Origin of the sequence: Aeromicrobium sp. Sec7.5 (assembly GCF_036867135.1) — a bacterium.
In the GTDB taxonomy this organism is placed as follows: Bacteria; Actinomycetota; Actinomycetes; order Propionibacteriales; family Nocardioidaceae; genus Aeromicrobium.
Genome location: NZ_JBAJIJ010000001.1, coordinates 1477881 through 1491388, shown reverse-complemented (window position 1 = coordinate 1491388; position 13508 = coordinate 1477881). Strand labels below are relative to the sequence as shown.

Annotated in this window: 9 protein-coding genes; 3 read left to right on the top strand and 6 right to left on the bottom strand. The window is 68.9% G+C overall.

All coding sequences use genetic code 11. The annotated features are described in order from the left end of the window. Complete coding sequence (gene uvrA / locus V6S66_RS07365) at window positions 1–2868, bottom strand: excinuclease ABC subunit UvrA (protein WP_334206096.1); 2868 nt, start codon at window positions 2866–2868, stop codon at window positions 1–3. 150 nt (window positions 2869–3018) lie between these two features. On the opposite strand from uvrA, the gene V6S66_RS07360 reads away from it, so the two are divergent. Further along, window positions 3019–3672 carry an MBL fold metallo-hydrolase gene (locus V6S66_RS07360; protein ID WP_334206095.1) on the top strand — a complete coding sequence of 218 codons (654 nt, stop codon included), beginning with the start codon at window positions 3019–3021 and terminating at the stop codon, window positions 3670–3672. Window positions 3673–3761: 89 nt separating this feature from the next. On the opposite strand, the gene V6S66_RS07355 is transcribed toward V6S66_RS07360, so the two are convergent. Beyond that, a complete protein-coding gene (locus V6S66_RS07355) occupies window positions 3762–4742 on the bottom strand; it encodes a hypothetical protein (RefSeq protein ID WP_334206094.1) in 981 nt (326 codons plus the stop codon). After that, the gene (locus V6S66_RS07350; protein ID WP_334206093.1) at window positions 4739–6049 is read right to left on the bottom strand and encodes a cytochrome P450; all 1311 of its coding nucleotides are present in this window, start codon (window positions 6047–6049) and stop codon (window positions 4739–4741) included. The genes V6S66_RS07355 and V6S66_RS07350 overlap by 4 nt, the downstream gene beginning before the upstream one ends. A 125-nt stretch (window positions 6050–6174) precedes the next feature. Between V6S66_RS07350 and V6S66_RS07345 the strand changes: the two genes are divergently transcribed. Next, window positions 6175–7653 (top strand): APC family permease, encoded by a 1479-nt coding sequence (locus V6S66_RS07345; protein WP_334206092.1) that lies wholly within the window; start codon window positions 6175–6177, stop codon window positions 7651–7653. A 67-nt stretch (window positions 7654–7720) separates the two neighbouring features. Here V6S66_RS07345 and V6S66_RS07340 read toward each other — a convergent pair whose 3' ends face one another. Together V6S66_RS07340 and uvrB are read right to left on the bottom strand one after the other, a co-directional pair. After that, the gene (locus V6S66_RS07340) at window positions 7721–8785 is read right to left on the bottom strand and encodes a TerC family protein (RefSeq protein WP_442885920.1); all 1065 of its coding nucleotides are present in this window, start codon (window positions 8783–8785) and stop codon (window positions 7721–7723) included. Between the two features lie 191 nt (window positions 8786–8976). Beyond that, window positions 8977–11061 carry an excinuclease ABC subunit UvrB gene (gene uvrB, locus V6S66_RS07335; protein ID WP_334206090.1) on the bottom strand — a complete coding sequence of 695 codons (2085 nt, stop codon included), beginning with the start codon at window positions 11059–11061 and terminating at the stop codon, window positions 8977–8979. 88 nt (window positions 11062–11149) lie between these two features. Between uvrB and V6S66_RS07330 the strand changes: the two genes are divergently transcribed. Next, window positions 11150–11815: a TetR/AcrR family transcriptional regulator gene (locus V6S66_RS07330; protein WP_334206089.1), complete on the top strand. Its 666-nt coding sequence runs from the start codon at window positions 11150–11152 to the stop codon at window positions 11813–11815. Window positions 11816–12060: 245 nt separating this feature from the next. On the opposite strand, the gene V6S66_RS07325 is transcribed toward V6S66_RS07330, so the two are convergent. Further along, the gene (locus V6S66_RS07325; protein WP_334206088.1) at window positions 12061–13497 is read right to left on the bottom strand and encodes an acetyl-CoA C-acetyltransferase; all 1437 of its coding nucleotides are present in this window, start codon (window positions 13495–13497) and stop codon (window positions 12061–12063) included. Window positions 13498–13508 lie beyond the last annotated feature (11 nt).

Genomic DNA, 13508 nt, shown 5'->3' with positions numbered 1-13508 from the left:
TCACGGGGCCAGCAGTGGCGCGAGGTAGCGACCGGTGTGGCTGGCCTCCACCTTCGCGACGTCCTCGGGCGTGCCCTCGGCGACGACGATGCCGCCGCCGCTGCCTCCCTCAGGGCCCATGTCGACGATCCAGTCGGCGGTCTTGATGACGTCGAGGTTGTGCTCGATCACCACGACCGAGTTGCCGGTGTCGACGATGCGCCCCAGCACGAGCAGGAGCTTGCGGATGTCCTCGAAGTGCAGGCCCGTCGTGGGCTCGTCGAGGACGTACAGCGTGCGGCCCGTGGACCGCTTCTGCAGCTCGGCCGCGAGCTTGACGCGCTGCGCCTCACCGCCGGAGAGGGTGGGCGCGGGCTGGCCGAGGCGGACGTAGCCCAGGCCGACGTCGACGAGGGTGCGCATGTGCCGAGCGATGGCCGGGATGGCCTCGAAGAAGTCGGCGGCCTCCTCGATCGGCATGTCGAGGATCTCGGCGATGGTCTTGCCCTTGTAGTGCACCTCGAGCGTCTCGCGGTTGTAGCGGGCGCCGTGGCAGACCTCGCACGGCACGTAGACGTCGGGCAGGAAGTTCATCTCGATCTTGATCGTGCCGTCGCCGGAGCACGCCTCGCAGCGTCCGCCCTTGATGTTGAACGAGAACCGCCCCTGCTGGTAGCCGCGCATCTTGGCCTCGGGGGTCTGCGCGAACAGCTTGCGCACGTGGTCGAACACGCCCGTGTAGGTGGCCGGGTTGGAGCGGGGGGTGCGACCGATCGGCGACTGGTCGACGTGGATGACCTTGTCGACCTGGTCGAGACCGTCGATCGTGCGGTGCCGGCCCGGGATCGTGCGGGCGCCGTAGATCGTGCGGGCCAGCGACCGGTAGAGGATGTCGTTGACCAGCGTGGACTTGCCGGAGCCGGAGACGCCCGTGACCGCGACGAGCTGGCCGAGCGGGAACGCGACGTCGATGTCGCGCAGGTTGTTCTCGCGCGCACCGCGGACGGTGAGCTGGCGGTCCTTCTCGCGCGGACGACGGACGTCGGGGACCGGGATCTTCTCACGGCCCGACAGGTACTTGCCCGTGATGGAGTCGGGGCTCTCGAGGAGCTCGGAGACCGGGCCGGACACGATGACCTGGCCGCCGTGCTCGCCCGCGCCCGGACCGATGTCGACGACCCAGTCGGCCACCGCGATGGTGTCCTCGTCGTGCTCGACGACGATCAGCGTGTTGCCGAGGTCGCGCAGGCGCTGGAGCGTCTCGATGAGTCGCTTGTTGTCGCGCTGGTGCAGGCCGATCGAGGGCTCGTCGAGCACGTAGAGCACGCCGACCAGGCCGGCGCCGATCTGTGTGGCGAGCCGGATGCGCTGGGCCTCACCGCCCGAGAGGGACCCGGCGGCGCGGTCGAGCGAGATGTAGTCGAGCCCGACGTCGAGCAGGAACTGCAGGCGCTCGTCGATCTCCTTGAGCACCCGCTCACCGATCTGCAGCTCGCGATCGTTCATCGCGAGGCCGCGCAGGTACACCGCAGCCTCGGCGATCGACAGGTTGCTGACCTCGGCGATGTTCTTGGGACCGAGCTCGGGATGGTCGAGCAGGACCGCCCGGATGACGGGCTTGAGCCGGGTGCCGTCGCAGGCGCCGCAGGGCACCTCGCGCATGAAGCCCTCGAGACGCTCGCGGTTGGTCTCGGAGTCGGTCTCGGCGTGACGTCGCTGCACGAACTCGACGGCACCGTCGAACACGGTGTCGTACTCGCGCCGGCGGCCGTAGCGGTTCTTGTAGACGACGTGCACCTTGCCGGGACGGCCGTACATCAGGATCTTCTGCACGTCGTCGGAGAGCTCGCCGTAGGGCACGTCGGTGCGGAAGCCCATCTCCTCGCCGAGCGACTGCAGGATGCGCAGGAAGTAGTCAGACATCTGGTTGAACGTCCACGGCGCGATCGCGCCCTCGTCGAGCGACTTGTGCGGGTCGGGCACCACGAGCTCGGGATCGACCTCCATGCGCACGCCGAGCCCGTGGCACTCGGCGCAGGCGCCGAACGGGGCGTTGAACGAGAACGAGCGCGGCTCGAGCTCGTCGACCGCGAGGGGGTGGTCGTTGGGGCAGGCGAGCTTCTCGGAGAACCGGCGGGTGCGCTCGGGGTGGTCGTCGGCGAGGTCGACGTAGTCGATGATGACCAGGCCGTCAGCCAGGCCGAGCGCCGTCTCGATCGACTCGGTGAGTCGCTGCTGGGCGCTGCGCTTGACCTGCAGCCGGTCGACGACGACGTCGATCGTGTGCTTCTTCTGCTTGGCGAGCTTCGGCGGCTCGTCGGCGAGGAGGTGGACCTCGCCGTCGACGACGGCCCGGCTGAAGCCCTGCGACTGCAGCTGCCGGAAGAGCTCGAGGTACTCGCCCTTGCGCCCGCGGATGATCGGGGCGAGCACCTGAAAGCGGGTGCCCTCCTCGGCGGTGAGGATGCGGTCGACGATCTGCTGGGGGGTCTGTCGCGTGATGGGCTCGCCGCACTCGGGGCAGTGGGCCCGACCGGCGCGGGCGTACAGCAGGCGCAGGTAGTCGTAGACCTCGGTGATGGTGCCCACCGTGGACCGAGGATTGCGGGAGGTGGACTTCTGGTCGATCGACACGGCGGGCGAGAGGCCCTCGATGAAGTCGACGTCGGGCTTGTCCATCTGTCCCAGGAACTGACGGGCGTAGGCCGACAGGGACTCGACGTAGCGGCGCTGGCCCTCGGCGAAGATCGTGTCGAACGCGAGGGAGGACTTGCCGGAGCCGGACAGGCCCGTGAAGACGATGAGCGCGTCGCGCGGGAGGTCGAGCGAGATGTCCTTGAGGTTGTGCTCGCGAGCGCCCCGGACGATGATCTGGTCGATGCTGCTCACGCCCGCGCGGGCCGGGCTCTTCGCGCCCTTTCGGGCAGGACTGGATGACGTACGAGTGGGCACCCGGCCAGCGTAACCACGCCGTCCGACAGTTTCGCGCCGAGCGACGGTGACCTCCCGCACCACGACCCGGCACCTAGGATCGGACGCATGACCTACACCGGAGAAGTCGAGGTCGGCGGGCCGGCCGACGTGCAGGATGCGGGCGACCTGGAGATCACGAAGCTCGCGGTCGGGCCGATGGCCAACAACGTCTACGTGCTGCGTTGCACGCTGACCGACGAGCGCCTCGTGATCGACGCCGCTGACGAGGCCGACCGCATCCTCGACGTGCTCGACGGTGCGCCCGTCAAGCGGATCGTGACGACGCACCGGCACCCCGATCACTGGGGCGCGCTGGAGGCGCTGCGCGCCGTCACCGGCGCCGAGACGATCGCCGGGGAGCGCGACGCCGAGGGCATCGACGTCGTGACGGACGTCCTGGTCGCGACCGGCGCCCGGGTCAGGGTCGGCTCCTGCGAGCTCGAGGTCGTCGAGATCGTCGGCCACACACCGGGATCGATCGCGCTCGCGTACGACGACCCCGACGGCGTCGTCCACCTGTTCACGGGCGACTCGCTGTTCCCCGGCGGCGTCGGCAAGACCTGGTCCGAGGACGACTTCGCGACCCTCGTGGACGAGGTCGAGGCCAAGCTCTTCGGCCGATTCCCCGACGACACCCACTTCTACCCCGGCCACGGCAACGACTCGACCCTCGGCGCGGAGCGCCCTAGCCTCCCGGAGTGGCGCTCGCGCGGCTGGTAAGCCGCTCGCGCTCAACTCCGTGGTTCGCCAGAGCGAACCACGGGGCGGCTCAGCCTCGCTTCGCTCGGCCCGTGGTGGCGGTCGTTGGCTCAGGTCGACTGCTCGGTCTCCGTCTCCCGCACCGCGCGGTAGACGGCGTGGACGGCGACGGCGCGCTCGAGCTGGGAGGACACCCCGGTGAAGAACTGACGCCGGTACGTCTCGTCGGTGACCGCGTACACCGTGAAGTAGAGGCCGGAGAACGCTGCGAGAAACACGGCCACCTGGAAGAGGTCGTTGGTGAGCGGCAGGTGCCGCCCCAGGCGCGACGGCAGCTCGGTGACCGGGTGACCCGTCCAGGACTCGATCGTCTCGGGCGGGATCGTCAGTGAACCGAACACCACGAAGAAGGCGAACAGGCCCGCCGTCAGGAGCAGGACCTGCACCGCCTGGCTGAACAGCAGCACCAGCACCAGGTTCGTCCCCGCGAACCGCGGGAGCCCTCCCACCCGGACGTCGGCCGCGTCCACCAGGTCGGCCGCCGGGGTGCCGGAGCAGCAGTCCGCGAGCCGGTCCCCCACCACCTCGCGCTCGACCGCGGCCACCTCCTCGGGCAGGCGCACCAGGAGGAACGCCGCGGCGACGAGGGCGAAGGCACCGGCCGACAGCCACAGCACCGTGCGCGACATCAGGGCGGCGACCTGCCAGACCTCGGCATTGATGAAGAGGAACGTGACCGCGAGCAGCAGGAGCGGCAGGGCGCGCGACAGCAGGGGCAGCAGGAGGCCGAGCGAGCCGAACGTGCGACGGACGGCCCAGCGCACCATGGTGCCCATCCGGAGCAGGCGCCCCGCGTAGAGCGCGAGCAGCACGACGAAGATCACGGTGCCGGCCAGAACCCCGTCGGAGGCGTCACCGATCGTGCGCCCGACCGTCAGTCCGGCCCCCACACCGAGGCCGACCAGCAGCACGAGCAGCGCGACGATCCGGCGGCTCGACAGCCATCCCTCGACCGTCTCGGCCTGGTCGACCACGAAGTAGGGCAGGCCGTGGTCGTCGAACCACCGCTCGACGGCACGGACGTCGGTCACGGCCGGAGCCGGACCGGAAGCTCCTCGACGCCGAACACGAAGCTGAGCTGTCGGAAGCTGAGCTCCGACTCCGGCACCTCCAGAGCGAGCTCGGGGAAACGTCGGAGCAGCATCGGCAGGACGATCCGCAGCTCCATGCGGGCCAGCTCCGCCCCGATGCACCGGTGGATGCCGTGGCCGAAGGCGAGGTGACCAGTCGTGGGCACGCGGTACGGGTCGAACGACTCGGGGTCGTCCCCGGCCGCGGCGGGATCGCGATTGGCGCCGGTGAGCGAGGCGAGGATGACGTCGCCGGCCTTGACGTGGGCGCCGAAGAGCTCCATGTCGCGCTTGGCGAACCGGGGGAAGGCCACCTGCACCACGGCGAGGTAGCGCAACAGCTCCTCCACCACCCGGTCGACGTCCTCGCGGGAGCCCTCGCGCACGAGCTTGGCGTACGACGGATCACGCTGGAGCACGATCGTGCCGAGCGCGATCATGCCCGCCGTGGTCTCGAACCCACCGGTGAACACGCCGTCGGCGAGCCCGGCGAGGTCGACGTCGGAGATCGCCTCGCCCTCGTCGCGCAGGATCTGGCCGATCAGGCCGGGCCCGGGATCGACCCGTTGCCGCGCCACGGCGTCGAAGAGGAACTCCCGCTGGGCCGACACGGCGCCGAAGGCGGCGGCGGCCCCGTTGGTGGCGTCGAAGCGCGCGCTCCCGAGGCCGGCGAACGTCTCACGGTCGTCGTAGTCCAGCCCCAGGAGGTCACAGATCGTCTGGAACGGAATGGGGAAGGCCACGTGGTGCGCGAGGTCGGCCACACCGTCGTTGGCGGCCGCGGCCTCCTCGAGGTCGTCGAGCACCCGCTCGACCCTGGCCTCGATGAGCGGCTCGAGCCGCGCCAGCCGCCGCATCGTGAACTCGGGGGTGATGATCTTGCGCAGGCGCGTGTGCAGCGGTGGATCGGTGAAGCCCAGACCACCAATGTCGTCGGAGGTGGCGGGGCCGTGACCCGTGAACAGATGACGGATGTCGTTGGAGTACTCGTCGCGCGAGGTCAGGATCTGACGCGTCTGCTCGTGACCGGTGACGAGCCAGGCCGTGAAGTCGAACGGCAGGTCGAGCCGGCGCATGGGCTCGGCGTCGCGCCACTGCGCGATCTGCGGCAGCGGGTCGGTGCTGTTCCGCTGGAGCGGAATCTTGGTCTCCTCCGGCAGGAACGAGATCGTCGAGAGATCGATCCCCTTCTTGCGGATGCGGCGGACGACCAGCGCTGTCGTCCAGCGCTTGACCACCCCCGGCACGCGTACCTGCAGCGTCGACACGACGAGCAACTTACACCGACGGGCGACACGACCGAAGACACCGCACCTCTTGCGCGCCGCCCCCCGCAGGGCCACGGTAGGGGCACGGACGCACCGGGCGCTCCGGGAATGGGGGGCACGGGCACATGACTCACGCAGCTGAGACGGGCGAACAACCCACGGAGCAGCCCACCGAGCTGAAGAGGGTCCTGGGGCCGAAGCTCCTGCTGCTCTTCATCGTGGGCGACATCCTGGGAGCCGGGGTCTACGCCGTCACCGGCCAGATGGGCGGCCTGGTGGGCGGCCTCGTGTGGCTTCCGTTCCTGCTGGCCTTCATCGTGGCGACCCTCACGGCCCTGTCGTACCTCGAGCTCGTCACCAAGTATCCGCAGGCCGCTGGTGCCGCGCTCTACGCGCACAAGGCGTTCGGCATCCACTTCCTGACCTTCATCGTGGCGTTCGCCGTGGTCTGCTCGGGCATCACCAGCGCCTCCACGTCGGCCAAGACCTTGGCCGACAACCTCACCGGCGGACTCATCATCAACGGATGGATCGACGGCAACGCCGACGGCGTCGTCGGGTCGGGCACGATCACCGCGATCGCGATGGGCTTCATGATCCTGCTCGCCCTGATCAACCTGCGCGGTGTCGGCGAGAGCGTCAAGTTCAACGTCGTGCTGACCCTCGTCGAGGTGGCGGCGCTCTCCATCGTGATCGGCGTCGGCTTCTTCGTGATCTTCCAGGGCAACGCCGACCTGGGCGAGCTCGTGGTCTTCCGCGACAACCAGGACAAGGGCATGTTCCTGGCGGTCACCGCCGCGACGTCGATCGCGTTCTTCGCGATGGTCGGGTTCGAGGACGCCGTCAACATGGTCGAGGAGACCAAGGATCCGCAGAAGATCTTCCCCCGCACGATGCTGACCGGTCTCGGCATCGCCGTGATCCTCTACATGCTCGTCGCCGTCGCCGTGGTGGCGGTGCTGTCGTCCGAGGAGCTTCGCACGATCGCCGAGTCCGAGGGCCGTGCGCTGCTGGAGGTGGTCTCGAAGGGCAGCCCCGACTTCCCGATGGACAAGGTGTTCCCGTTCCTGGCCGTCTTCGCCGTCGCCAACACCGCCCTGATCAACATGCTCATGGCGAGCCGGCTCATCTACGGCATGGCGAAGCAGAACGTCCTGCCCCGCCAGCTCGGCGCGGTACTGCCGTCACGGCAGACGCCGTGGGTCGCGGTGATCTTCACGACGGTGCTGTCCCTGGGCCTGATCCTGTACGTGACCTCCGATCCGGAGAGCAACGTCGTCGGCAACCTGTCGAACGTCACCGCGTTCCTGCTGCTGTGCGTCTTCGCCGTCGTCAACGTCGCGTGCGTCGTGCTGCGCGGCAAGCGCCACGATCACGTCAAGACGTTCTTCTCCTCGCCCGGGCAGACCCCGATCCTCGCGGCGATCCTGTGCCTATTCCTCGCCGGCCCCTGGGTCGACCGTGACCCGGAGGTCTACCGCATCGCGGGCGGACTCATGGCGATCGGCGTCGTGCTCTGGTTCATCACCTGGGGCGTCAACAAGGCGACCGGGCAGGGCGACTCGAGCTTCGAGGATGTCGAGGCGGTCGAGCGCGGCGACTGACGCCTGGCCAGCGACGAGGAGGCCCCGACACCACCTGGTGTCGGGGCCTCCCGGTCGTGGCGGTGCGTCAGGACGGCTTTCGGTCCTCGTCGACCGTCTCCGGCGTGGCGTCGGAGGGCCCGGCGTCCTCGACCGGCGAGCCGTCGGGGTTGAGGCCGGCCCGGACCCGGCGGCCCGAGACCACGAGGCTGACGATCGCCGTGATGCTCAGCGTGCCGACGATGACGCCGAGGCTGAGCAGTGTCGGGATCTCGTAGACCGGCACCTTCTCGCCACCGTTGATGAACGGCAGCTCGTTCTCGTGCAGAGCGTGCAGGACGAGCTTGACGCCGATGAACGCCAGGAGGAACGCCAGGCCCTGCGACAGGTAGATCAGGCGCTTCAGCAGGTCGCCCAGCAGGAAGTACAGCTGGCGCAGACCCATCAGGGCGAAGACGTTGGCCGTGAAGACCAGGTACGGCTCCTTGGTGAGGCCGTAGATCGCCGGGATCGAGTCGAGCGCGAACAGCAGATCGGTCGTGCCGAGCGCGATGATCACGAGGAACATCGGCGTGACGGCACGCTTGCCGTTCTCCTTGACCACGAGCTTCAGGCCGTCCCACTGATCCGACAGCGTGAAGCGCTTGCGGGCGAACTTGACCACCGCGTTGTCGGCGTCGTCGTCGTGGTCGGTGTCGGACACCAGCTTGATCGCCGTGTAGAGCAGGAACGCGCCGAACAGGTAGAAGATCCACGAGAAGTTGTTGATGGCGACGGCGCCGATCGCGATGAAGATGCCACGGAAGACGATCGCGATGATGATGCCCACCAGCAGAGCCTCCTGCTGGTACTTCCGGGGCACCTTGAAGCTGGCCATGATGATCAGGAAGATGAACAGGTTGTCGACCGAGAGGCTGTACTCGGTCAGCCAGCCGGCGAAGAACTGCAGACCGTAGTCCTCGTCCTTGCCGGGCCCGTCGTGGAAGTAGATGACCCACAGCCCGAAGGCGATGGCCATCGAGACGTAGATGCTCAGGTAGATCGAGCACTCCTTGATGGAGGGCTCGTGCGGCTTGCGCGCGACGACGATGATGTCGAACAGGAGCACGGCGATCGTGACGCCGATCGTGATGCTCCACTCGAGCGTGGACACGTTCAAGGTGGGTTCCTCCGGTTGAGCTGACCGGAGGTCTCTTCCGCCGCCTGGTCAAGGCGACCCACGTATCCGGACCGCGAGGACGCGATCGTGCTGGCGAGCACGTGGCGAAAGGAATACTCCCCTCCGCGGAGAAGTCTGACAGGCCCGGCCGAACCCGTCGAATCGGACGCGCGCCGGCAGCGCTGCTAGGCGTCAGCCGCCAGCATGCCGCGCAGCTCCTTCTTGAGGTCGCCGATCTCGTCGCGCAGCCGCGCCGCGACCTCGAACTGCAGGTCGGCGGCCGCAGCGTGCATCTGCTCGCTCAGCGACTCGATGAGGGCCGCGAGGTCGGCCGACGGCAGGTCGGCCAGGGACGCGGTGTGCTCCCCCAGCGGGACCGCCGCCCCCTTGCGGCGGTGATCGCCCGTGGCCGCCAGCAGCTGGGTCGTGTCGGCGTCCTCGCGGGCCAGCATGTCGGTGATGTCACCGATCTTCTTGCGCAGCGGTTGCGGGTCGACGCCGTGCGCGAGGTTGTACGCCACCTGCTTCTCGCGGCGGCGGTTGGTCTCGTCGATCGCCTGGGCCATCGAGTCGGTGATGCGGTCGGCGTACATGATGACCTGACCCGACACGTTGCGGGCCGCGCGGCCGATCGTCTGGATCAGTGAACGTGCGGAGCGGAGGAAGCCTTCCTTGTCGGCGTCGAGGATCGCCACGAGGCTGACCTCGGGCAGGTCGAGACCCTCGCGGAGCAGGTTGATGCCGACCAGGACGTCGTACTCGCCCAGGCGCAGCTCGCGCAGCAGCTCGACGCGGCGCAGGGTGTCGATCTCGCTGTGCAGGTACCGCGTGCGGATGCCGGCCTCGACGAGGTAGTCGGTGAGGTCCTCCGACATCTTCTTGGTCAGCGTCGTGACGAGCACGCGCTCGCGCTTCTCGACCCGCTCGCGGATCTGGAAGATGAGGTCGTCGATCTGACCCTTGGTGGGCTTGACCACGACCTCGGGATCGATGAGGCCCGTGGGTCGGATGATCTGCTCGACGAACTCACCCTTGGCCTGCTCCATCTCGTAGGTGCCGGGCGTGGCCGACAGGTAGACGGTCTGGTCGGTGCGCTCGAGGAACTCCGGCCAGGTGAGCGGGCGGTTGTCCATCGCGCTCGGAAGACGGAAGCCGTGCTCGACGAGGGTGCGCTTGCGTGACATGTCGCCCTCGTACATCGCGCCGATCTGCGGCACCGTGACGTGCGATTCGTCCAGGACCAGCACGAAGTCCTCGGGGAAGTAGTCGAGCAGGCAGTTGCCCGGACTGCCCGGCTGGCGCGCGTCCATGTGGCGGGAGTAGTTCTCGATGCCGTTGCACGTGCCGATCTGCTGCATCATCTCGAGGTCGTACGTCGTGCGCATGCGCAGGCGCTGGGCCTCGAGCAGCTTGCCCTCGGCATCGAGCTCGCCGAGGCGCTCGTCGAGCTCGGTCTGGATCGTGCCCATCGCGCGCTGCATCGTGCTGGAGCCGACCGCGTAGTGGGTGGCGGCGCCGACGTACAGCTGCTGGTCCTCGCTGAGGACCTCGCCCGTGAGGGGGTGCAGGGTCATGAGCCGCTCGATCTCGTCGCCGAAGAACTCGACCCGGACCGCCAGCTCCTGGTACACGGGGAAGATGTCGACCGTGTCGCCCTTGACCCGGAACGTGCCCCGGGTCGACGCCACGTCGTTACGGACGTACTGCGCCTGGACGAGTGTGCGGAGCAGCTGCTCGCGGGGCATCTCTTCGCCGACCGTGAAGCCGATCATGCGGTCGAGGTACTCCTGCGCCGACCCGAGGCCGTAGATGCAGGAGACCGTGGCGACCACGATGACGTCGCGCCGGGTGAGCAGCGACCACGTGGCCGAGTGCCGCAGCCGCTCGACCTCCTCGTTGATGGAGGAGTCCTTCTCGATGTAGGTGTCGGTCTGCGGGAGGTACGCCTCGGGCTGGTAGTAGTCGTAGTACGACACGAAGTACTCGACCGCGTTCTCGGGGAAGTACTCGCGCAGCTCGTTGGCGAACTGCGCCGCGAGGGTCTTGTTCGGGAGCATCACGAGCATCGGACGCTGCAGCTTCTCGGCGAGCCAGGCGACCGTGGCGGTCTTGCCGGTGCCGGTGGCGCCGAGCAGCACGTTGTGCCGCTCACCCTCGGTGATGCGCTTCTCGAGCGCGGCGATGGCCGTCGGCTGGTCACCGGCGGGTTGGTAGTCGGAGACGACCTTGAACGGGGCGACCTGACGACTGAGCTCGGACACTGGCCTCATGGGCACGACCCTACGGCCGGGCACCGACAGGAGCAGGGCGGAAGCCGTGCCTGCAGGCGCGACGGACGACATCGTTAGGGTGACCCGCATGGGTGTGGACGAGAGGCGGGCCGTGCGTCGGCGCGAGATCATCGCCGCGACTCGTGCCCTGTTCGACGAACGTGGCGTCCGCGACGCCCAGATCGAGGACATCGCCCGTGCCGTCGGCATCAACCGGGCCATCATCTACCGGCACTTCACGAGCAAGGAAGAGCTGTTCGCGGTCACCCTCGTCGAGTACCTCCACGAGCTCGAGGCCGCGTTCACGGCCGTGGTCGACCCGGGCGCCCCGCCGCGCCCCCGACTCGCCTCGATCGTCGGCACGTTCTTCGACTACGGCGTCGCGCACCCCGCCTTCGTCGACTGCGCCCAGACCCTGCTGCGCCGTCGTGGGTCCGAGCTGCAGCAGGAGGTCGGTGACGCGGTGCTGATCGAGCTGGGCACGGCCATCAGCGCCTGCCTCGCCCACCTCGTCACGACCCTGGGCGACGGCACGACCTCCGGCGACTTCCGGGTCACCGACCCCTCGCTCGTCGCCAACGTCCTGTACGCGCAAGGTCTCGGCGCGCTCAACCTGGCCCATCTCCAGTGGTCCATCCGCGAGCACAACACGGGCATGCCCGTCGTCGACGACGTCGCGTCCGACACCCTTCGCACCCTGCTCGTGCACGGCGCCCTGGCCATGGCCACCGGCGCGACGCCCCGCCCCAGCTGACCGGACGAGCAGGTCACCGCCCTTCGGGGCGAGGGACAAGCGGCCACGGACCGGGAGCCGGGTGGACGACGCCTGATGCCTGACGGCTGCCCTGGCAACCGCCAAGCATCATCCTTGGTCACCCGTCCGGCTGCGGCCGGCTCGCTCGTTGGTCCATGCCGCTTGTCACCCGCCCCGGACGGCAGCAACCCCCGGGTCCGCCTCGCGACGAGACCCGGGGGTTGCTGATCAACGACCGAAGTAGCTCAGCTCTCCAGGATCGCGACGACGCCCTGGCCACCGGCGGCGCAGATCGAGATCAGGCCACGCTTGCCGGGGCCGGCCTCGTGCAGGAGCTTGGCGAGGTTGGCCACGATGCGACCACCCGTCGCGGCGAAGGGGTGCGCCGCCGCGAGCGACGAGCCCTTCACGTTGAGGCGGGTGCGGTCGATCGTGCCGAGCGGGACGTCCAGGCCCAGCTTGTCCTGGCAGAACTCCGGCGACTCCCATGCGGCGAGCGTCGAGAGCACCTGGCCGGCAAAGGCCTCGTGGATCTCGTAGTAGTCGAAGTCCTGCAGCGTGAGGCCGTTGCGCGCGAGCATGCGCGGCACGGCGTAGGCGGGGGCCATCAGCAGGCCCTCGGCTCCGCTGACGTAGTCGACCGCAGCGGTCTCGTAGTCGACGAAGTAGGCCTGGACGTCCCAGCCGCGCTTGGCGGCCTCGTCCTCCGACGCGAGCAGCGCGACCGAGGCGCCGTCGGACAGCGGCGTCGAGTTGCCGGCCGTCATCGTGGCCTCGTCGCCCAGGTTGCGACCGAAGACGGGCTTGAGCTTGGCGAGCTTCTCGACGGTGGAGTCCGGACGCAGGTGGTTGTCCTTGGCGACACCGTTGAACGGCGTGACCAGGTCGGCCTGCCAGCCCTCGTCCCACGACTTCGCGAGGTTCTGGTGCGACGCGGCGGCGAGCTCGTCCTGCGCCTCGCGGGTGATCTTCCAGGCGTGCGTCGTGATGGCCTGGTGGTCGCCCATCGACAGGCCCGTGCGCGGCTCGGAGTTCCGCGGCTGGTCGGGAGCCAGGTAGGACGGCCGGACCTTCGTCAGGAGCTTCACGAGCCCCTTCTTGTCGCCCTTGGCCGACAGCTGGTTGGCCTGGATGAGGATCTTGCGGAGCTTGTCGTTGACGGCGAGCGGGGCGTCCGAGGTGGTGTCGGTGCCGCCGGCGATGCCGGTCTCGATCTTGCCCAGGGCGATCTTGTCGGCCACGACGAACGCAGCCTGCAGGCCCGTGCCGCACGCCTGCTGAAGATCGGTGGCGGGCGTCTCGGGCGAGAGCTTGGAGCCGAGCACGGTCTCGCGCGTCAGGTTGAAGTCGCGGGCGTGCTTGAGCACGGCTCCGGCGACGACCTCGCCGACGCGCTCGCCCTCGAGGCCGAACCGCTCCACGAGGCCGTCGAGGGCCGCCGTGAGCATGTCCTGGTTGGAGACGTCGGTGTAGACCGTGTTGCTGCGGGCGAACGGGATGCGGTTGCCGCCGATGACGGCGACGCGACGCACGCGCTGGGCGTCGTCGGAAGCGGCCGGGGCCGAGGTGGTGGCCGTCTCGGTGACCGAGGCCGCCTTCGCCGGAGCCTTGGCGGCCGGCGCCTTCTTGGTGGGGGCGGCCTTCTTGGCGGGGGCCTTCTTCGCGGGCGTGTTGCCTGCCATGGCGGGACTCC

Coding starts and splice junctions, on each gene's coding strand:
- V6S66_RS07345 (WP_334206092.1), top strand. CDS start 6,175: ATGACTCACGCAGCTGAGACGGGCGAACAACCCACGGAGCAGCCCACC.
- V6S66_RS07330 (WP_334206089.1), top strand. CDS start 11,150: ATGGGTGTGGACGAGAGGCGGGCCGTGCGTCGGCGCGAGATCATCGCC.
- V6S66_RS07360 (WP_334206095.1), top strand. CDS start 3,019: ATGACCTACACCGGAGAAGTCGAGGTCGGCGGGCCGGCCGACGTGCAG.
- V6S66_RS07325 (WP_334206088.1), bottom strand. CDS start 13,497: ATGGCAGGCAACACGCCCGCGAAGAAGGCCCCCGCCAAGAAGGCCGCC.
- uvrB (WP_334206090.1), bottom strand. CDS start 11,061: ATGAGGCCAGTGTCCGAGCTCAGTCGTCAGGTCGCCCCGTTCAAGGTC.